At 39.1% G+C, this 19,725-nt stretch carries 18 protein-coding genes; 13 read left to right on the top strand and 5 right to left on the bottom strand.

The window, feature by feature from the left end; translation table 11 throughout:
- Position 1: 1 nt before the first annotated feature.
- Complete coding sequence (locus DEU42_RS12525; RefSeq protein ID WP_114758641.1) at positions 2-661, bottom strand: CBS domain-containing protein; 660 nt, start codon at positions 659-661, stop codon at positions 2-4.
- A 99-nt stretch (positions 662-760) separates the two neighbouring features.
- Here DEU42_RS12525 and DEU42_RS12520 point away from each other — a divergent pair, with 99 nt between their 5' ends.
- Positions 761-1,474, top strand: a complete 714-nt coding sequence (locus tag DEU42_RS12520) for a pyridoxine 5'-phosphate synthase (protein ID WP_114758640.1) — start codon at positions 761-763, stop codon at positions 1,472-1,474.
- A 1-nt stretch (position 1,475) separates the two neighbouring features.
- Positions 1,476-2,243, top strand: a complete 768-nt coding sequence (locus tag DEU42_RS12515; protein ID WP_114758639.1) for an alpha/beta fold hydrolase — start codon at positions 1,476-1,478, stop codon at positions 2,241-2,243.
- Between the two features lie 79 nt (positions 2,244-2,322).
- Here DEU42_RS12515 and DEU42_RS12510 read toward each other — a convergent pair whose 3' ends face one another.
- Positions 2,323-3,951 (bottom strand): hypothetical protein, encoded by a 1,629-nt coding sequence (locus DEU42_RS12510; RefSeq protein ID WP_114758638.1) that lies wholly within the window; start codon positions 3,949-3,951, stop codon positions 2,323-2,325.
- A 290-nt stretch (positions 3,952-4,241) separates the two neighbouring features.
- Here DEU42_RS12510 and DEU42_RS12505 point away from each other — a divergent pair, with 290 nt between their 5' ends.
- The 9 genes from DEU42_RS12505 to DEU42_RS12465 all read left to right on the top strand — a co-directional run bounded on the left by DEU42_RS12505 (position 4,242) and on the right by DEU42_RS12465 (position 16,172).
- Positions 4,242-5,525, top strand: coding sequence for an OmpP1/FadL family transporter (locus tag DEU42_RS12505; RefSeq protein WP_114758637.1), 1,284 nt, complete (start codon positions 4,242-4,244; stop codon positions 5,523-5,525).
- A 15-nt stretch (positions 5,526-5,540) separates the two neighbouring features.
- On the top strand, positions 5,541-7,121 hold the full coding sequence (locus DEU42_RS12500) for a G-D-S-L family lipolytic protein (protein WP_114758636.1): 1,581 nt from the start codon (positions 5,541-5,543) through the stop codon (positions 7,119-7,121).
- Between the two features lie 173 nt (positions 7,122-7,294).
- Positions 7,295-7,639 (top strand): phage holin family protein, encoded by a 345-nt coding sequence (locus tag DEU42_RS12495; protein WP_114758635.1) that lies wholly within the window; start codon positions 7,295-7,297, stop codon positions 7,637-7,639.
- 124 nt (positions 7,640-7,763) lie between these two features.
- Positions 7,764-9,089 carry a trigger factor gene (gene tig, locus DEU42_RS12490; RefSeq protein ID WP_114758634.1) on the top strand — a complete coding sequence of 442 codons (1,326 nt, stop codon included), beginning with the start codon at positions 7,764-7,766 and terminating at the stop codon, positions 9,087-9,089.
- Positions 9,090-9,182: 93 nt separating this feature from the next.
- Positions 9,183-9,857 (top strand): ATP-dependent Clp endopeptidase proteolytic subunit ClpP, encoded by a 675-nt coding sequence (clpP, locus tag DEU42_RS12485; RefSeq protein WP_114758633.1) that lies wholly within the window; start codon positions 9,183-9,185, stop codon positions 9,855-9,857.
- 73 nt (positions 9,858-9,930) lie between these two features.
- Entirely contained in the window at positions 9,931-11,163 is a 1,233-nt protein-coding gene (gene clpX / locus DEU42_RS12480) for an ATP-dependent Clp protease ATP-binding subunit ClpX (RefSeq protein WP_114758632.1), read from the top strand.
- Positions 11,164-11,544: 381 nt separating this feature from the next.
- On the top strand, positions 11,545-12,492 hold the full coding sequence (locus tag DEU42_RS12475; RefSeq protein WP_114758631.1) for a glycosyltransferase family 2 protein: 948 nt from the start codon (positions 11,545-11,547) through the stop codon (positions 12,490-12,492).
- Positions 12,470-13,933: a glucosyltransferase domain-containing protein gene (locus DEU42_RS12470; RefSeq protein ID WP_114758630.1), complete on the top strand. Its 1,464-nt coding sequence runs from the start codon at positions 12,470-12,472 to the stop codon at positions 13,931-13,933. Before DEU42_RS12475 ends, DEU42_RS12470 begins: the two co-directional genes overlap by 23 nt.
- A gap of 142 nt (positions 13,934-14,075) precedes the next feature.
- Positions 14,076-16,172: a glycoside hydrolase family 97 protein gene (locus tag DEU42_RS12465; RefSeq protein ID WP_114758629.1), complete on the top strand. Its 2,097-nt coding sequence runs from the start codon at positions 14,076-14,078 to the stop codon at positions 16,170-16,172.
- A gap of 250 nt (positions 16,173-16,422) precedes the next feature.
- Here the strand turns inward: DEU42_RS12465 and DEU42_RS12460 are convergent, their stop codons facing one another.
- Complete coding sequence (locus DEU42_RS12460) at positions 16,423-16,788, bottom strand: hypothetical protein (protein WP_114758628.1); 366 nt, start codon at positions 16,786-16,788, stop codon at positions 16,423-16,425.
- A 293-nt stretch (positions 16,789-17,081) separates the two neighbouring features.
- Between DEU42_RS12460 and DEU42_RS12455 the strand changes: the two genes are divergently transcribed.
- On the top strand, positions 17,082-17,369 hold the full coding sequence (locus DEU42_RS12455) for a hypothetical protein (protein ID WP_114758627.1): 288 nt from the start codon (positions 17,082-17,084) through the stop codon (positions 17,367-17,369).
- Positions 17,370-17,506: 137 nt separating this feature from the next.
- The gene (locus DEU42_RS12450; protein WP_114758626.1) at positions 17,507-17,806 is read left to right on the top strand and encodes a hypothetical protein; all 300 of its coding nucleotides are present in this window, start codon (positions 17,507-17,509) and stop codon (positions 17,804-17,806) included.
- Between the two features lie 107 nt (positions 17,807-17,913).
- On the opposite strand, the gene DEU42_RS17460 is transcribed toward DEU42_RS12450, so the two are convergent.
- Together DEU42_RS17460 and DEU42_RS12440 are read right to left on the bottom strand one after the other, a co-directional pair.
- Positions 17,914-18,087: a hypothetical protein gene (locus tag DEU42_RS17460; RefSeq protein ID WP_158537880.1), complete on the bottom strand. Its 174-nt coding sequence runs from the start codon at positions 18,085-18,087 to the stop codon at positions 17,914-17,916.
- Between the two features lie 67 nt (positions 18,088-18,154).
- A complete protein-coding gene (locus DEU42_RS12440; RefSeq protein ID WP_114758624.1) occupies positions 18,155-19,690 on the bottom strand; it encodes a GH3 auxin-responsive promoter family protein in 1,536 nt (511 codons plus the stop codon).
- Positions 19,691-19,725 lie beyond the last annotated feature (35 nt).

Raw genomic sequence — 19,725 nt, 5'->3', positions numbered from 1 at the left:
TTTAGATGTTCAGGTATTTGTCAAGGTAATCTGAGCGCTCTTTCAGAGTGTTCAGGTAAGCGTCTTCCTGATGCTCTGTAATGATTTCATAATTATAACGTCTGAAGGTTTGTAGTATGTCACTCATACCTCCAAGGCTTATTTTTAGGGTAATCTGAACTTTTTCCATATTGGCTTCAGATATAAAAAGCCCAAGTAGTCTGCCGTTATTGCTTTCTACTATCTGTGCCGCCTGGCTCATGCTATAATCGTTGATGCCTTTTTCAACAACGATTATACCTCCGTTTTCTTTAAGGAAAGGAGTGTCGTGAAAAAAGGTAATGATATCGGTAATTTCGTAATAGCCGAGGTATTTGTTGTCTTTATTAAGAACCGGAAGGAGGTTTGTTTCATTTTTTGCAAAAACCTCAAGCACGTCAAGCCATAATGCCGTATCCCTTACAAAAAAGCGGTCAAAGCTAAAACGTACGTCGGCCAGTGTTTTGTCAATATCCACCAGCTCAATATCTTCTGCTCTGGCGGCACCTATATATATGCCGTCTTCCAGTACCGGAAAGTGAGAAAAAGGATAATCGGCAAACAAATCCTGTGCATCAGCAATACTGTCTGTAGTCCTTAAAGCCTTGATGTCTTTATTGATAAAATCTGTAATGTCTGTCATGGGGCAAATGGGAATATATTATGCAAAATAATCAAAAATAAAGAGACTATGCCTTTTTAACTTTGTATTTTTGTGTGAAAATGCACACTATACAAATATATGGCAAAATTAAGCGTAAACATAAATAAAATAGCCACTCTTCGTAACTCAAGAGGGGGCGATGTTCCTAATCTTTTAAAAGTAGCTGCCGATGTTCAGAAGTTCGGTGCAGAAGGTGTAACCATTCACCCAAGACCGGATGAAAGACATATCCGTTATCAGGATGCCCGCGATCTTGTTCCGGTGGTATATACTGAATATAATATAGAGGGTAACCCGGTTCCTAAGTTTATTGATCTTGTTTTAGAAACCAAACCTACACAGGTTACGCTGGTTCCGGACGCTGATGATGCTATCACGTCCAATGCGGGTTGGGATACCGTAAAGCACAAAGATTTTCTGGTTGATGTTATTGCCGAGTTCAAACGTAACGGTATACGTACATCAATTTTTGTAGATCCGGTGTTGTCTATGATTGAAGGTGCTGCACTGACGGGAACCGACAGGATTGAGTTGTACACCGAAGCTTTTGCTCATGATTATGGTTTGGGTAATGAAAACGGCATTAAGCCTTATGTGGCTGCCGCGGAACTTGCCAACAAACTGAACCTTGGGATTAATGCCGGACACGATCTGAGTCTTGATAATGTCAAATTCTTTAAAGAGAATATTCCCGGACTTCTTGAGGTGTCAATAGGGCACGCCCTTATATCAGAGTCATTGTATCTGGGACTTGAGAATGTAGTGAATATGTACCTTCAACGACTGAAATAATATGCTTTTACATTCTGTTATACAAGGTGAAGGTAAGCCGCTATTGATCATTCATGGCTATCTGGGTATGAGCGATAACTGGAAAACGCTGGCAGGGCAATATGTTGTTGCAGGTTTCCAAACGCATGCTATAGATATGCGTAACCACGGTAAGAGTTTTCATTCGGATGAGTTTACCTATGCTGTAATGGTGCAGGATCTGATTGAATATATTAATCATTACAGTTTAGGAAAGGTTGATATTATAGGGCACTCTATGGGGGGTAAGGTAGCGATGTTCTTTGCGGTGCAGTATCCGCAACTGGTAGATATGCTGGTGGTTGCCGATATAGGTCCTAAATATTATAAGCCACATCATCAGGATGTAATGGCGGCACTTAATGCTGTTGATTTCTCAGTACATACTGACAGGGCTGCAGTTGAGGCTGCTATGGAGCCTTATCTTCCGGACTGGGGAACGCGCCAGTTCTTGCTAAAAAGTGTGTATTGGGTTGAGCCAGGTAAAAAGCTGGGCTTTCGTTTTAATCTCGATGCCTTTAATAAAGTTATTGAGAACATAGGAGAAGCACTTCCCGAGGGGGCAGTATTTCATGAGCCAACACTTTTCCTGCGTGGCGACAAATCCAACTATGTAAAGGATGAAGATTTTGATCTTATAAAATCACATTTCCCACAGGCGGAAATAAAAACAATACATAATTCAGGACACTGGCTTCATGCAGAAAATCCAAAGGATTTTTTAACGGAAACGCTGGAGTTCCTGAAGTAATAAATGAAACTACACACCCCTAGCCCCCTGTTGAGAGGGGCTAGGGGTGTGTCTGCTTACTGTGACTGAATACTGGAAACTATTTCTTTCCTTTCGTCTTCGCTTTTTCCTTTTCGTCTTTCTTCTCTTTTTTGTTATTGGCAATATTTACCACCGTTTTAGGTAGTACACTTTGTTTTAACCCTTGTTCGGTAAAACGCCACAGAAAATTGAATACCGATTTATGCTGAATCCGGTCAACCTCTACATGGGTTTCTTTTAATTTATCGTCAGAATCATTTTTTACGATGGTGTTGGCAATGGTGCTAACAAGCTTGTTTTCCTTTTTACCATCTTTTTTAAGGATGTCTACTTTTAGATCGTCGTAGTTTATAGCAAATGGGCCGCTGCCGTGTCGCAGGTTACCATTAAAGTTGAATTTTACCTCTTTGATGTGGCCGTCAGTTCTTGCATTCATGAGAGGCATAGTGATGGCGTCTGTTTTTTGGGCATCTATGTTTTGTAAATGCCCCATAATAGTAAAGGCATCGCTTTTATCCGGAATGTTGAAAGACCATGTAACCCTAAGTGGTGAAGATTTCATGAACAGGCATTTTACGTCTAATACTGTTGCAGGTAGTTTTTTCTGGTTTTTGTGTCCTGTCAGGCTATAGATGTTTTTAATTTTAGCATCAAACTTAGAGAACGAAACCTTTGCGGCAGGTTTACTGAAAGTGAGTTGCTCTTCATATTCTATAATTGTGTTTTTTATGTCGAACTGCTTTACATCAAGATCAAACTTTAAAGAACGAAGCATTTCGCTATACAATTTTTTGCGGGTGTAATCGTCTGCCGGTTCCTTGCTTCGGTAGATGTTGGCATATATGCCATCCAGCGTAATTTTTGGTGTATGAACATATAAAGTGTCGCGGAAGTAGCCCCAGTCAAGATTGGGGATGCTGATTTTTTTAGCACTCAGGTTAAACTGATCGAGCTCTTTAGGCTGCATCCGTGTAAACTGCTCTCTCGATTGTTTGGGTGTCATCCTAAAATTTTCCAGGCTTAGCTTGCTGTCTGTTGTAGAAAGTTTGTTGGCGGTTATCGTGTAATGTTTTCCCATGTCAAAAAACAGGCTGTCGCATTTAAGGGTGTAATCCCTATAGCGAACAGGAATGTCTTTTTTAAGAGTAGTGCTGTCTACCTTTATATTGGTAAGTTCGAAACTGATATTAGCAACTTTTACAGAAGGCTTCTGTAAAGAGTCGAGCATTTTAAACTCGCCATTTTTTATGATGAGTTTTCCGGTGCTGATGGTGTTTTCAAATGGCTTTACAAAATCTTTTTGAGGGTCATATTTTTCTTTACGGAAAAATAAGGTTACATCCGGCTTTATGATGATGACTTCACTTACTGCAATCTGGTTTTTGCGTAGCAGTGCCAATAAGCTAAAGTTATTGACTTCTATACGTTCAATTTTTCCAAATGCGCCTGTTTGTATTCCCTGATTGAGACTGTCTTTAGGAGCGAGGTAGGCATTTTGAATCGTGAAACTCCCGCTTAACAGGTCGATGTCAAGATTAGCATAACTTACGTTGTACGGAAAATCTTTCTCTCCCCTAAGTATTGATGGCAGCTTTTCGGAAACATACCAGCTAAGGCCAAATCCGGCGATGACTATGAGCAGGAGGAATGATAGGAGTATGATTACAATTTTACGGAGCAGCTTCATGTAAATTCTATTTAAGGTGTAATTTATTACAAAGCAGCTGCTTAAGCTAGTTATTTGTGTTTTTATTAATAGCCTGAGTCTATAATGATAGGTGACAGGTGTTAAGTTTTGGTGTAATCGCGCAATTTTAAATAATATTTATGATAATTTTTCAAAATTGATACGTAATTTTTGACAATATAATTATTATGAATGCATAATATTTTGACGTTTCCTATTGTGTAATTCATAAAATATTATAAATTTGAAATACAATTTTTAACAACGGGAAACTAACACGTCTTAAACTTATGAGAAAACTATTATCTTTAACAATGATGGCTCTTGCAACATCATCGGCTTTCGCCGGAGGATACCGCGTGAGTCTTCAGGGTCAGAAACAATTAGCGATGGGGCATACCGGAGTAGCTGTTGTGAACAGTGCCGAGGTATTGTTCTTTAACCCTGCGGGAGCGGTATATCTTGAAGATCGCTTTAGCGCATCAGTAGGTGCAAATGCTCTTTTTGCGCGTACTAAATTCCAGAGTCTGGAAAACAATCTTAGAAATTCTACAGAGAACACAGGGACACCTTTCAGTGCTTATATTGCTTATAAAGCTACGGACTGGTTGTCGGTTGGTCTTGCAGTTTACAGCCCTTATGGTAGTGCTGTAGAATGGGATCAGGATTGGGAAGGAGCTCATCTTGTAAACAATATTGATCTTAAGGCAATATATATACAGCCTATTGTTTCGGTAAAAGTTAGTGATGAGTTTAGTGTAGGTGGTGGACCTATCTTTGTTACCGGTGGTGTAGACTTTAACAGAAATGTTGGGCGAAGCGTTACCGATGAACAAGGCAATAAAACAGATGTTACCATTGAAGCTAAAAATGTAACTGCTTGGGGATGGAGCGCAGGTTTTATGGTTAACCCAACGGATAAAGTAAGATTAGGTGTTAACTACCGTTCTGAAATTACAATGGAAGCACGCGATGGTGATGCTACTTTTAATCAGGTGCCGGCTTATCTTGCTGATGCTCCAACATCGGCTCAGGATATACAGTTGGGTAATACAACTTTTAATGCAGATCTTCCGCTTCCTGCAGAAATTACTGCCGGTCTTTCGGTTCAGTTAACAGATAAATGGTTAGTTGCTTTTGATTACAACAGAGCATTCTGGAATGTATATGATGCGTTAGTGGTAGATTTCAAACCAACAGCTACTTCTCAGGTGCCGCAGTCATACAATCCGCGTAACTATAAAGATGCAAGTACTTACAGATTTGGTGCGCAATATAAACACAATGATAAGTTCTCTTTCCGTGCAGGTATTTATTATGACGAGAGCCCGGTACAAAACGGATACTTTGCTCCTGAAACGCCAAGAAACGACTCTACCGGTTATACAGGTGGTTTAACATATATGATTACGCCTAACTTAGGTGTTGATGCTTCTTTCCTTTACCTTCACTTTAGTGAGGTTAATGCATCGTATGATCATTATATTGAAGACGGAAATACAAATGTTTCATTTGGTGGAACATACAAAAATGTGGTTTTCTCGCCGGGTATTGGTTTATCGTACAAGTTCTAATCTGAAAAAAATATCATGAAAAATAAATTTATATACTTAGCGGTTCTTTCAGCTGTATTTGCAGGCTGTCAGCCGGAATTTGATAATGAGGTTAGCAACGCCAGTTACAGTGCCGGAGAGGCTGACTTCAGTTCATATGTGGCAATAGGTAACTCGCTTACTGCCGGTTATATTGATGGTACCGTTTATCGCGAAGGCCAGAAGAATTCATTTCCAAATATTCTTTCACAGCAGTTTGCGCTTGTGGGGGGAGGTGCATTTACGCAGCCTTCTTATGAGGATGATGTAAATAATACCGGAGGTATGATTTTAGGTCCGGGCATAACAACTTCTACAAGACTTGTTATCAATACGTCAACAGGAGGTCCGGAGCCAATTTCAGGAGGTCCGTCGTCTTTAGTGTCTAATATAGTTCCTGGTCCATATAATAACATGGGTGTTCCGGGAGCAAAGTCATATCATTTCATAGCTCCGGGTTATGGTAGCCTTCAGGTACTGGGTACAACAGGTAAGGCTAATCCTTACTTTGTGCGTCAGGCTTCTTCTCCATCTGCAACAGTTTTAGGTGATGCGGTGGCTAAAAATCCTACATTCTTTACGAACTGGGTAGGCGATATGGATGTGTTGGCATTTGCAACTTCAGGAGGTGTAGGAGTAGACCAGACTGGTAATTTTGATCCTTCTTCATACGGCGATAATGATATTACCGATCCTACTGTATTTGCCAGTATTTATTCTAATATAACTAACGCTTTAACGGCAAATGGTGCTAAAGGTGTTTGTGCTACTATTCCAAATGTAACATCTATTCCTTATTTTACAACTGTTCCTTACAATCCTCTTACGGCATCAGTAATAGGTCAGGGTAATGAGCAGGTAGGTCAGGCTACAATTGCTGCGCTTAATCAGCAGTTATACGGTCCGCTTAAGCAAATACTTACTGCTATTGGCCAGGGATCAAGAATAAACCTGTTGTCTGCTACTGATGCTAACCCACTACTGATTAAAGATGAGGGTCTTGCTGATGTTGGTGCTCAGATATCTGCAGTAGCTGCAGCAAGTGGTAATCCGCAACTTGTTGCACTTGCACCTTATTTAGGGGCTGTTTACGGACAGGCAAGACAGGCTACTTCTGCTGATCTTGTACTTTTAACTACGAGAACAGCTATCGGCACAACGGCTACCGGAGGTATCGATCCGCTTAACAAGTTTGGTATTACTTATCCGCTACAGGATCAGCACCTTTTAGTGCCTTCTGAAATTACACTTATTAATAATGCAACAACAGCGTTTAATACAACTATTAAAGCTATAGCTACTTCTAAAGGACTTGCTGTTGCAGATATGAACGCAGTGCTTAACCAGCTTGTAACAGGTCTTCAGACGGCTGACGGACAAATTTATAAAGCAGGATACTTTAGTTCTGCTACAGCTAACACTGTAGTGTTCTCTCTTGATGGAGTGCATCCAAACGCAAGGGGTTATGCTATTGTGGCTAACGAGTTTATAAAAGTGATCAACAGTCATTATAAAGCGCATTTACCTTTTGTAATACCTGGTGCATATCCGGGTGCTACGGTACTGACTTCAAACTAACGGTACAAGGGTACATAAATCTTAAAAGCATCCGCCTCAGCGGATGCTTTTTTTAATTTTGGCCTCACCCCAACTCCTCTCCAAAAGAGTGGGCGACGTTAGGGTTTATTATTGCGGGAACTAAATCTCTCGCATTTTAAATGCATTTTTTAATTTTGTATAAAACGGATATTATGAAAACACTTATCAATATTTTCTTTACTGCATTGTTTGTAATACTACTGTCTTATTTAATGCCGGGTGTAAGGGTAGATAGTTTTTTTACTGCATTTATAGTGGCATTGGTGCTGGGACTGCTTAATATTTTTATCAAACCTTTATTAGTGCTTTTTACCCTTCCTGTAACTATTTTTACCTTGGGTTTGTTTTTGCTGGTAATCAATGCATTAATAATAATGCTGTGCGATTCGCTGGTAGAAGGCTTTGAAGTTCTTGGTTTCTGGAGGGCGTTGTTGTTTAGTCTTGTGCTTTCTTTCTGTCAGTCGTTGGTAGCTTCGCTTTCAGGTAAAAAAGACTAAGGATAATAATTGCACTTCTTTTTTTCAGGATATTGGTAGACAATAATTTAAAAACTTGTATGGGTTGTAAAAAAACTATAATTTTGCAACCCAAATTTATATGGATATAAAACAAATTTAGATAATGAATATTACAAGAGAGCAGGTAGATGCATTAAACGCTGTTGTAACAGTAGCTGTAAGTAAAGAAGATTACAAACAAAAAGTAGACAAAGTTTTACAGGACTACAGGAAAAATGCAAGCATTCCGGGTTTCAGGAAAGGTGCTGTTCCTATGAGCCTTATCGTAAAACAATACGGTAAAGCTGTACTTTTAGATGAAGTAAACAAATTACTTCAGACTTCTCTTAACGATTATCTTGTAGAAGAAAAACTTGATATACTTGGTAACCCGCTACCAAAAGTAACTGAAGATTTTAACTGGGATGCTGACGATTTCTCTTTTGAGTTCGAACTTGGTCTTGCTCCTGAGTTTTCAGTAGATCTTGGTGCTAAGAATAAAGTTGTAAAATACAACATCACTGCTGATGAGACTATGCTTAATGAGCAGGTAGAGCGCATTCAGAAACAATTTGGTAAACTTATCTCTAAAGAGAAATCAGAAGAAGGTGATGATATCCGTGGTACTTTTACTAACGAGGAGAAAGGTATCAACGCTGAGGCTACTATCTCTTCTGATATCTTCAAAACAAAAACTACTGGTAAAAAATTCCTTGGTAAAAAAGTTGGTGATGTAGTTACTGTTTCTACAAAAGGTCTTTTTGATGATGATCACAAACTAATGGACTACCTAAAAGTAGGGCATGATGATGTTCACGGTCTTGATGTAGAAGTAAACTTTACTATCAGCGAGATCAACACATCTGAGAAAGCTGAACTTAACCAGGAGCTTTTTGATAAACTGTTTGGAGAAGGTGTTGTAACATCTGTAGAGCAGCTTAAAGAAAAAATTAAAGAGGATGCAGAGCAGCAATTTGGTTCTCAGGCAGATCAGAAATTCCTTAATGATGTAACTGAGTCGCTAATCGAGAACACTAAATTTGAGCTTCCGGCTGAATTCCTTGTAAAATGGCTTCAGACTGCAGGTGAGACTACGCTAACGGCTGAAGAGGCTGAGGCTGAGTACAAAAAATCAGAAAACGGTCTTCGTTACCAGCTTATTGAAGGAAAAGTGATTGCTGAGAATGGTCTTCAGATAACTTTTGACGACCTTAAAGCGTATACTGCAGAGGTTATTAAAAAACAAATGGCACAGTTCGGTCAGCTTGATCCAAGCCAGGAAGATGTAGATAACATCGTTGCAAGAGTACTATCTAACAAAGATGAAGTTAAGAGACTTTCTGAGCAGGTAATGAGCGAAAAAATGCTTAACCTTTTCAAAGAAAAAGTGAAATACAAAACGAAAGATGTTACATATCAGGAGTTTGTTAAAGAAATGTACGGAGAATAATTCTCGTAAAAAATAAGTATATTTGAACGTCAGTCCGTTTGGGCTGGCGTTTCGTTCTTTAATGCAAACAAATAAATTTATTTTACTTCAATTATGAATTACGGAAAAGAATTTCACAAATATGCTACTAAACATCACGGCATAAACAACTTATACTACGATAAACTTATAAGCCGTGTTACACCAACAGGAATGACACCTTACATCATGGAAGAGCGTACAATGAACGTTGCCCAGCTTGACGTTTTCTCGCGTCTTATGATGGACAGGATTATATTCCTTGGTACAGGTATCGACGACCAGATCGCTAACATCGTACAGGCGCAGTTATTATTCCTTGAGAGTACAGATGCTTCTAAGGATATCCAGATATATATTAACTCACCGGGCGGTAGCGTTTATGCAGGTCTTGGTATGTATGATACGATGCAGTATATCCGTCCTGATGTAGCTACTATCTGTACAGGTATGGCTGCTTCTATGGGTGCAGTGCTTTTATGTGCTGGTGCAGCGGGAAAACGTTCGGCATTGCCACACTCAAGGGTTATGATTCACCAGCCATCAGGAGGTGCGCAGGGTGTTGCTACCGATATGGAGATTAACCTTAAAGAGATGCTTAAGCTTAAAGATGAGCTTTATGAGATTATCTCTAAGCATTCAGGCCAGACTTTTGAAAAAGTACATAAAGACAGCGAAAGGGATTACTGGATGAAAGCTCCTGAAGCTAAAGAGTATGGAATGATCGATGAAGTTTTGATCAGAGAATAAAAAAATAAAACCTGAGTTATGTAACAATAGGGCTATATGTTAGTCTTATTGTTGCATTACCAAATGAATAAAAATGGCTAAAGAAGTATTAGAGTGTTCTTTTTGTGGTAGGAAGAAGCCGGAAACAAACCTGCTTATAGCGGGTATTAGCGCGCACATCTGTGACCGATGCATAGAGCAGGCTCACGGCATTGTGCTTGAAGAATTAAGGCAGTCAGGTACATCGGCATTATCTGCCGAGCTTGAGCTTAAAAAGCCTAAAGAAATACGCGCATTCCTTGATCAGTATGTTATTGGTCAGGATCAGACTAAAAAAGTGCTTTCTGTAGCGGTATACAACCACTACAAGAGACTTATGCAGCCTGCCGGCGATGATGGTGTTGAGATCGAAAAGAGTAACATCCTTATGGTGGGCCAGACTGGTACCGGAAAAACACTGGTGGCTAAAACCATCGCACGTATGCTTAATGTGCCTTTAACTATTGTAGATGCTACGGTACTTACTGAAGCAGGTTACGTGGGTGAGGACGTAGAGAGTATACTAACGCGTCTGTTACAGGCTGCTGACTATGATGTTAAAAAAGCTGAGCGTGGTATTGTGTTTATCGATGAGATAGACAAGATTGCCCGTAAAAGCGACAACCCTTCTATTACCCGTGACGTATCGGGTGAGGGAGTACAGCAGGCTTTACTGAAACTGCTTGAAGGTACGGTAGTTAACGTTCCGCCGAAAGGTGGCCGTAAACACCCTGACCAGAAATTCATTGAGGTAAATACACAGGATATCCTGTTTATTGCCGGAGGTGCTTTTGATGGTATAGAACGTATCATATCAAAAAGGCTTAACCGTCAAGCGGTTGGGTACAGCACGTCAAGGAATACAGACAACATAGATAAGGATAACCTGTTGCAATATATTATCCCAAAGGATGTTAAAGATTTCGGACTTATTCCTGAGATCATCGGGCGTATGCCGGTGCTTACGCATATGGATCCACTGGATAGGGAAACGCTTCGTGCTATTCTTACTGAGCCTAAGAATGCCCTTGTAAAACAATATGTTAAGTTATTCGCTATGGATGAGGTTGCTCTTACTGTAGAAAACGATGCGCTTGACTATATTGTAGAAAAAGCACTGGAGTACAAGCTGGGTGCCAGAGGGTTACGTTCGCTTTGTGAGGCTATCCTAACCGAAGCAATGTATGAATTGCCAGGGTCTGAAGAGAAGGAACTGCATATCGATAAAGACTATGTAGAACACCACCTGAACAGGACACTTTTAAAGCGTCTTAAAACGGCTTCATAAAAGTATAAAGTTTGCGGTCGTAGTTTTCAGTGATTTGCAAAAAGATATAAAATTGAAAAATCCCTTGCTTCAGCAAGGGATTTTTATTTAGAGTAATATCTTACACAAATGACTCAAAAAAGTGTTAATCTTACGCTTTTGGTATCTCAAAAACGCCAAAAATGCTCTTTTGCTGCGTAATATTAAAAGCGTTAAGCTTTTGGTTTATAGTGTTTTGAGTTTTAATATTGCTTTTTTTGGCGCTAATAAATAAAGACATTATTTTACTGAGTTGTCAGAAAAAAGCGATTTTATGATTTAACATGGTAGTGTCAATTCTTAATTAATTTATATTTACAATCTTATATGTTGATTCGGAATTGACATAAATAATTGCTAAGTATGAATGTTACTCTTGTAGTGCCTGTGTATAATGAACAGTTGAATCTCAATACCTTTATAGATGAGTTCAATATACATTATCCGAAATTTTCAGAATTGAATTATAATTTTGATATTCAGTTTGTTGATGATGGCAGCAAAGATAATACTGCTGCTATTCTTGAAGCACTAGCGAATAAATATGTTTATGTCAGGGCAATACTCTTTTCAAGAAATTTTGGTAAGGAATCGGCTCTTTTTGCAGGGCTTGAGCATGCCTCAGGAGATTTGATTATTCCTATGGATGTTGATCTTCAGGATCCTTTTGAAGTTGTTTTTGAGATGCTGAAAAAATATGAGGAAGGAGCTGATGTTGTTTTAGCGAAGCGAATAGACAGAGGGACAGATAGTTATTTGAAAAGGAGGTCGGCTGAAATGTTTTATAAGGTGAATAATAAAATGTCTTCGCTTAAGCTTGAAGATAATGTAGGTGACTTTCGCCTGATGACACGCCAGGTAGTAAACGAGATACTAAAACTTAAAGAAAACCAGCTTTTTATGAAAGGGCTTATGAGTTGGGTTGGTTTTGATACTGTGGTTGTTACTTATGTAAGGCCTGCAAGGAATGAAGGTGATACTAAATTCAATTTCTTCAAATTGTGGAATTTAGCTATTCAGGGCATCACTTCGTTTTCAACCCTTCCGTTAAAGATATGGACTTACTTTGGTGGCATAACGGCTTTCATCTCTTTTTTATATGGCTTAAAAATTATTATTGAAAAGCTCTTCTTCGGTATTAATGTCTCAGGATATGCTTCTCTAATGGTAGCTGTACTGTTTTTTGGGGGTGTACAGCTTATTGGGATTGGTGTAATAGGAGAATACCTTGGGCGAACTTATCTGGAAACAAAACAAAGACCTAAATACATTATAAAAAAATCAATTAATGAGAATCAAAGAGCTGGATAGTTTACTTCAGGATAAAAAATCGTTAAAGGTTACGCTGGGGATATCATTATTATACATTTTACCTCTATTAACAGCTGATTACACGTACCTGGATGATTATGGCAGGGATCTCTTTGGTTATGGCTGGCAGCATGATGGGAGATTTATAGCAACTCTATTAGCTAAAGTATGGTCGCTAAATAGTGCGGTTATGTCTTTTCATCCATTCTCATTAGTGTTAAGTGCTTCGATACTCGGTTTTACAGGATATCTTTTAACAGAGATGATGGGGCTTGAAGAAAACCGAATTATAAAATGGTCTTCATTACTGGTTGTTACTGCGCCTGCTTTTTTGGGTAATCTCGTATACAAGTTTGACTGTTTACCGATGGCATTATCTCTGTTTGTCGTTGTTATTCCTTATATTTTTTTTCATAACAGGATAAAGTTTGCGATTGCTTCTTTTATTGGGGTTTTCTTGGCTCTTGGTTTATACCAGAGTAGTGCTACCGTATTTTTTATTGTAGGCTCTGTGTTCCTGATTCGGGAAATGATTCAATTCGAATGGAAACGTTTCTTTGCCAATTTTTCGATTATCGTAGCAAGTTTTCTTTTAGCTTATATCTCATACATGATTGCATTAAAAGTGCTTAATCTTGATATGTCTGACAGGGCTGGGTTAATTATTAGTGAAGCCAATTTCAGTGAGTTGCTGACAAAGAATAATGATCTTTTCTTTCAAAGAATATCATTATTGCTGAGGTCCGGTAACTATAAGTACTGGGTAATGCTGTTTCTTTCTTTTACAGTGTTGGGTCTGGGGTTTTTTGTATATTCTGCAAAAGAAAAATTAAAGAGACTATTGATTCTTCCATTGCTGTTAATTGTTTTAGGGGTTAATTTCTGGTTGATATGTGGTGTGAGTCTTTTGTTGGTGGACACTTATTGGGACTTGAGAACCTTTTGTGGGCTGGGTTTCTTTTTGATGGTTTGTGTATATTTTCATAAATATATAAAGGTTAATGCGTTTCAATGGTTAAGTAGATTTTCGGTAGCACTGTTAGTGTTTTTTTCTTTTCTGCTGATGGCACAATTCGGAAAAGTCCTTACCAGACAAACTGAGTTTACTAAAGATTTTATTTCTGAAATTAGACCTTATTTAAAAGGTAAATCCCTTAAGAATATTGTTATTTCAGGCAAGATGGTTATTGCTCCTAAAAATAATTTTACCTATTCCCAATTCCCAATATTCGAGAATTTGGTTCAGGCGCCTATTGGGCAATATACTTCATGGAGTAAGGAGGTGAATATAAACAGTGAACTTAATAGTGTTAATATCCTTCAGACTGATGATTATTACTGTAAAGGAGAATTGTTATTAGAGTCAAAATTTTATTATTTACGAAAACTGAATTCTGATACTGTTATTATTGATTTTAGAAAAAGTGATTGTGTTAAGTAGATTCTTTAAACTCTTGATTTAACTACTGTATGGATATGTAAATTCATAAAGTTGTCAACACGAAAACGGTTTCGATTATGTATATTTATGTTTATGTGCTGAATTTGGGTAATTTAGCATTTCAAAAGACAAAATCTATACTATGAAGAAACTGTTTTCTGCCGTTTTACTTCTGGCAGCGGCTCTGGCAGGTGCACAAACCATCTCGTCACCCGACAAAAACCTTTCGCTTACTTTTGCCCTGAGCGCAAAAGGAGAGCCTACTTATCAACTTACTTACAAGAATAAGCCGGTTATAAAAACCAGTAAACTGGGACTTGACCTTAAAAAAGAGGCCGATATGCTTGAAGGCTTTACCGTTACCGGGACAAAGCAAGCTAGTTTTGATGAAACCTGGAGTCCGGTATGGGGTGAGCAAAAGGACATTCGTAACAACTATAACGAGCTTGTGGTTACTGTTGCACAGCAGGCTGAAAAAGGCAGGTTTATCAATATCCGTTTCAGGTTGTTTAATGACGGTCTTGGTTTCCGTTACGAATTCCCTGAACAACCCAACCTTAACTACTTCGTAATTAAGGAAGAAAAAACACAGTTTGCACTTGCGGGTGACCACAAAGCATTCTGGCTTCCGGGTGATTATGATACACAGGAATACAGCACGGTAACATCTAAACTGTCTGAAGTTCGTGGTAAAATGAAAGAAGCGGTTACACCAAATGCTTCTCAGCATCCATTCTCTGATACAGGATTACAGACTCCGCTTATGATGAAAAGTAATGATGGTTTGTACATCAATATTCATGAGGCGGGACTAATTAACTATTCTTGTATGTCGCTTAACCTTGATGACAAGAACATGATCCTGGAATCATGGCTTACTCCTGATGCAATTGGTGACAAAGGTTATATGCAAACTACTACACAGTCGCCTTGGAGAACGGTGGTAGTTAGTGATAAAGCAACTGATATCCTTGCTTCTAAACTGATACTGAACCTTAATGAGCCTACTAAATACAAAGATGTTTCATGGATCAAACCAGTGAAATATGTAGGTGTATGGTGGGAAATGATTACAGGTAAAAGTACATGGGCTTATAACGACCTTACTAACGTAAAACTGGGTGAGCTTGACTATTCTAAAACAAAACCGAATGGTAAGCACGCTGCTAACAATGCTCACGTTAGAGAGTATATTGACTTTGCTGCAAAACATGGTTTTGATGCGGTACTTGTAGAAGGCTGGAACGAAGGTTGGGAAGACTGGTTCGGGAAATCGAAAGAGTATGTTTTCGATTTCGTAACGCCATATCCTGACTTTGATATCAAGGCGCTTAACGACTATGCACACTCAAAAGGGGTGAAGATCATTATGCACCACGAAACATCGGGTGCTGCAGCGAATTATGAGCGTCATATGGATAAAGCATACCAACTGATGAATGATTATGGCTATAATGCTGTAAAAAGCGGTTATGTAGGCGATATTATCCCAAGAGGAGAGTTCCACTATAGCCAGAGTATGATCAATCACTATAATTATGCTATTACAAAAGCGGCAGATTACAAAATAATGGTAAATGCTCATGAGGCAGTACGTCCTACAGGATTAAGCCGTACGTACCCGAACCTTATCGGAAACGAGGCAGCCCGTGGTACAGAGTATGAAGCTTTTGGTGGTAATAACCCAGATCATACAACTATCCTTCCGTTTACACGTTTGATGGGTGGCCCTATGGATTATACTCCGGGTATCTTCCAGACTAAAGTAAGTGCTTACAATCCTGAGAACAATTCATTTGTTCACACTACGCTTGTAAAACAACTAGCGCTTTACGTGACAATGTACAGCCCATTACAAATGGCTGCCGATCTTCCGGAAACATATAACAAATACATGGATGCATTCCAGTTCATTAAAGATGTAGCGGTAGACTGGGATAACAGTTATATTCTTGAGGCAGAGCCGGGTGATTATATTACAATAGCACGTAAGGCTAAAGGTAAAGAAGAATGGTATGTAGGTGCTATCAATGATGAGAATGCCCGTACGGCAAAAATTACTTTTGAGTACCTGCCAAAAGGTAAAACCTATACAGCAACAATCTATGCTGATGGTGCCGATGCTCACTACGAGAAAAATCCGCAAAGCTATACCATCAAAACCATTAAGGTAACAAGCAAAACGAAGCTTGACCAGAAACTGGCTCCTGGTGGAGGATGTGCAATAAGCATTAAATAATTTCGTGTTTATATTTTAAAAAACCGGGCAGCGATGTCCGGTTTTTTATTTAGCCCCGGCGGGGCGATATATTTATAGTTTATTGTGGATGGAATGTTAAGAACACTGGAGAAGCGGTATGATTATATGCCGCTCCTCCGGAGCTCTTTATGGGATTATGCATTATTTGCTATAAATATGCCGCTTCTCAGAAGCTTTAATTATTCGATATGAGTTCCCCTCTCCTTTGGAGAGGGGCTAGGGGTCAGGCTTAATCATCATCCGGTACTTCCTCAATATACTCCATCATAAATACCTGGTAATTGTAATGCTCCTCAATAGGGCGGGCATGGTTCGCTTCCCTAAGATGTTCCAGTAGTTTGATGTGGAATTCAGGCGAAAACTTTTCTTCTTCAGACGCATTCAGTCCGGTAATAGCATAGCTGGTAAAGTGATCGGGCACGCTCAGTTTTTCATGCATTTCGGTAGAAAGGATAAATCCGCCTTCGTGTATATCAACAATATCTGTAGTTGTAACTTCAAAAAGGGCGTTGAAAAACGCATCAGGAACGTAGCCTCTGTCGGCTTTAAGTTCGCTGCCTCCCGGCAGCCTGAAAATGGCTTTGTAATAGGTCATATATGGGTTGTAAATATATCACTAATATACGCATTTTAAAGAAGCGGGTCAAGCGGTTTTAACATGGTGCTGTACAATTTAACCTTGTAGGTGTAATTTATTCCCTACGGGAAATGTTTACCATATCTGAATGTCTTGTCTGCCGAAATTAAATCGCTACGCGCTACGATAGCCGTAATGAGATTTCCCCTTAGGGAAATAATTTTGGTAGAAGATAATTCAAGTGGGTTTTTATTTTCCCGTAGGGAATTAATCCTGTTTTATCGTACCTTTAAGATACCAAATCCAACGCTATGACTAAATCTGAAAAAAAGGCACTGCTAAATAAGCTGATTGCCGATTTCCTTGCAACATCTGATGCTTCAGAACGTGCAGAAATACGTGATAACATCTTTAAGGAACTCAATAAACTGCCATTATCTTCACACGACCGTAATCATACCGAAGACGAAATGGACCTTTGGCTTTACAATATCGACAGGTTTATAAAAGATCCTAAAAACACCGCAGCACATACTTCTGTAATTGCCGACTTTGAAGAGATTATTAAAGTGGTGGATATTTCACTACTGGCAAATTGATTCAGTTTTCGCTTTTTCTTTTCAGGATACACGATCATTTCTAGGTAAAATCCTTATTAGCTTTAGTTAATAGCCTATGACTTATATCAAACGGGTAAAATACCTTTGACTTCATATTAATCTTAAATCAGAACGATATGAAAGTGAAATTTATCTTATTTGTTGCCGCGCTTGCGTTGGTAAGTATTGCGTGCGAAGAGGAAGAAACTACAAATGTAAGTGGTGATAACTGTTTGGACGAGGTTGAGAATCTGTCGAACATACTGCTGGAAAAAACCAGTGCATTAAGCTCTAATCAGACAGTAGCCAACTGCCAGGCTTATAAAACAGCATGGTTTAATGTGTATAACAAAATGAAATCATGTGGTTATGCTACTACTGAACTGGATCAGACCAAAACAGTGGTAGAAGAAATGGACTGCAGTGTTTTTGATTAAAATGCTGTAATAAAATACAAGATTTGGGTTATTAAGGTTTCTACTCCTTTTTGCTTTAGTTTTAGAAGGGAGAGGGCACTAAAAAGCCTCACTTCGTGAGGCTTTTTTTATGAGTCTTTAGTCTGTACTTTTTGGACTGATTTATCAGCAGCCGGTCTTTCTTTTTCGACATGGCTTATGCAGCGTTTCCTTCCACCGCAGCTATAACGGTGCAGTTTAGGTCCGCAGGAAGCTAATAGCAATACTCCTGCTGCTAATGTAAAAATGTGTTTCCTCTTCATTATCATCTGTTTCATTATTTAAAGGAAGCAAACATAATGCCAGATTGCTGGTTTTCTGTTTGTTGTATTATGCTAAGTCTGTAGAAAAACTATCCTGCATGGCTTTTAGCTGTTCAAGGTAATGTCGCTCGTTGCTCAGGCGTGGTATTTTGTGCTGTCCACCAAGTTTGTCCTGTTCCTTTAACCAATCATAAAAAAGCCTTGGTCGTGCTACGTTCAGTATTAACGGATTCAGCGTCATATTATTGTAACGCTTGGCTTCATAGTCGGAGTTCAGGGTTTGCAGTGTTTCGTCAAGAATAGTACGGAAGTGCTCGGCATCTGCCGGAGGTTCTTTAAATTCAATGATCCACTCGTGTGCCCCTTTTTCTTTTCCGTTCATGAATACGGGAGCCACGGTATAATCAATTACTTCGTGACCAGTAACTTTACAGGCTTTGGCTATTGCAGTATCGGTATTTTCTACCATCAGCTCCTCGCCAAAAACATTAATATGGTGTTTGGTTCTACCGGTTACTTTTATGCGGTACGGATTGATGGATGTAAATCTCACGGTATCGCCGATCATGTAGCGCCATAGGCCGGAATTGGTAGTGATAACGATAGCATAATTTTTATCTACCACAACTTCTGAAAGAGGAATTGTTCTTTGGTTCAGCGTTCCGAAAGTATCCATCGGGATAAATTCGTAGAATATACCATAGTCGAGCATCAGCAGTAATTCGTTACTGTCGTTACTATCCTGTATGGCAAAGAACCCTTCAGAAGCATTATATATCTCGTAGTATTTAAAGTCAGCTTTAGGTAGTATCTTTTTGTACTGTTCTCGATACGGTTCAAAACTTACCCCTCCGTGAAAATATACTTCCAGATTGGGCCATATTTCCATCAGATTGGTTTTTCCGGTTTCTTCAAGCGCACGATTCATCAGTACGAGCATCCACGAAGGTACACCGGCAAAGCTGGTTACATTTTCGTTGATGGTTTCTTTAACTATAGCTGGCAGTTTTGTTTCCCATTCGCTCATTAGTGATACCTTATTGCTTGGCGTGCTGCTGAATTCTGCCCATATAGGCATGTTGTCTATCAGAATGGCCGAGAGGTCACCAAAGAACGAATTATTGTCCTCATACAGCTGTTTGCTGCCTCCCAGGCGAAGGGATTTACCTGTAAAGAGCTGCGATTCCTCATTGTTGTTCAGGTAAAGGCACAATAAGTCTTTTGCGGCCTTATAATGACAGTCCTCAAGGGCGTCATTACTCACGGGAATAAATTTGCTCTTGGCATTAGTAGTTCCGCTCGATTTGGCAAACCATTTAATCTGGCTGGGCCAAAAAACATTTTGCTCACCTTTACGGGTTTGTTCTATCATGGGTTCCAGTTCTTCATAGGTTGAAACAGGTACCCGTTCGGAAAAAGCTCTATAATTCTTAACGGATGAGAAATCGTATTTTCTGCCAATGGATGTGCCCTCCGCAGTACGGATAAGGTTCATTAACAGTTCTTCCTGTACCTCGTTAGGGTATTTAAGGAACAATTCGATATCATGGATACGCTTTTTAAGGATCCACGAAGCAATGGAATTGATAATCGGCAACGCCATATTTTAGTATCTTTATGCCCATAAAAATACTAAAA

The sequence above is a fragment of the Flavobacterium sp. AG291 genome (assembly GCF_003350375.1).
GTDB lineage: Bacteria > Bacteroidota > Bacteroidia > Flavobacteriales > Flavobacteriaceae > Flavobacterium > Flavobacterium suzhouense.
Note: the sequence above shows the minus strand (reverse complement) of the source record. Positions and strands in the feature narration are given on the sequence as shown.

Coding starts and splice junctions, on each gene's coding strand:
- DEU42_RS12500 (WP_114758636.1), top strand. CDS start 5,541: ATGAAAAATAAATTTATATACTTAGCGGTTCTTTCAGCTGTATTTGCA.
- DEU42_RS12460 (WP_114758628.1), bottom strand. CDS start 16,788: ATGACCTATTACAAAGCCATTTTCAGGCTGCCGGGAGGCAGCGAACTT.
- DEU42_RS12495 (WP_114758635.1), top strand. CDS start 7,295: ATGAAAACACTTATCAATATTTTCTTTACTGCATTGTTTGTAATACTA.
- DEU42_RS12455 (WP_114758627.1), top strand. CDS start 17,082: ATGACTAAATCTGAAAAAAAGGCACTGCTAAATAAGCTGATTGCCGAT.
- DEU42_RS12465 (WP_114758629.1), top strand. CDS start 14,076: ATGAAGAAACTGTTTTCTGCCGTTTTACTTCTGGCAGCGGCTCTGGCA.
- DEU42_RS12505 (WP_114758637.1), top strand. CDS start 4,242: ATGAGAAAACTATTATCTTTAACAATGATGGCTCTTGCAACATCATCG.
- DEU42_RS12440 (WP_114758624.1), bottom strand. CDS start 19,690: ATGGCGTTGCCGATTATCAATTCCATTGCTTCGTGGATCCTTAAAAAG.
- DEU42_RS12520 (WP_114758640.1), top strand. CDS start 761: ATGGCAAAATTAAGCGTAAACATAAATAAAATAGCCACTCTTCGTAAC.
- clpP (WP_114758633.1), top strand. CDS start 9,183: ATGAATTACGGAAAAGAATTTCACAAATATGCTACTAAACATCACGGC.
- DEU42_RS12470 (WP_114758630.1), top strand. CDS start 12,470: ATGAGAATCAAAGAGCTGGATAGTTTACTTCAGGATAAAAAATCGTTA.
- clpX (WP_114758632.1), top strand. CDS start 9,931: ATGGCTAAAGAAGTATTAGAGTGTTCTTTTTGTGGTAGGAAGAAGCCG.
- tig (WP_114758634.1), top strand. CDS start 7,764: ATGAATATTACAAGAGAGCAGGTAGATGCATTAAACGCTGTTGTAACA.
- DEU42_RS12525 (WP_114758641.1), bottom strand. CDS start 661: ATGACAGACATTACAGATTTTATCAATAAAGACATCAAGGCTTTAAGG.
- DEU42_RS12475 (WP_114758631.1), top strand. CDS start 11,545: ATGAATGTTACTCTTGTAGTGCCTGTGTATAATGAACAGTTGAATCTC.
- DEU42_RS12515 (WP_114758639.1), top strand. CDS start 1,476: ATGCTTTTACATTCTGTTATACAAGGTGAAGGTAAGCCGCTATTGATC.
- DEU42_RS12510 (WP_114758638.1), bottom strand. CDS start 3,951: ATGAAGCTGCTCCGTAAAATTGTAATCATACTCCTATCATTCCTCCTG.
- DEU42_RS17460 (WP_158537880.1), bottom strand. CDS start 18,087: ATGAAGAGGAAACACATTTTTACATTAGCAGCAGGAGTATTGCTATTA.
- DEU42_RS12450 (WP_114758626.1), top strand. CDS start 17,507: ATGAAAGTGAAATTTATCTTATTTGTTGCCGCGCTTGCGTTGGTAAGT.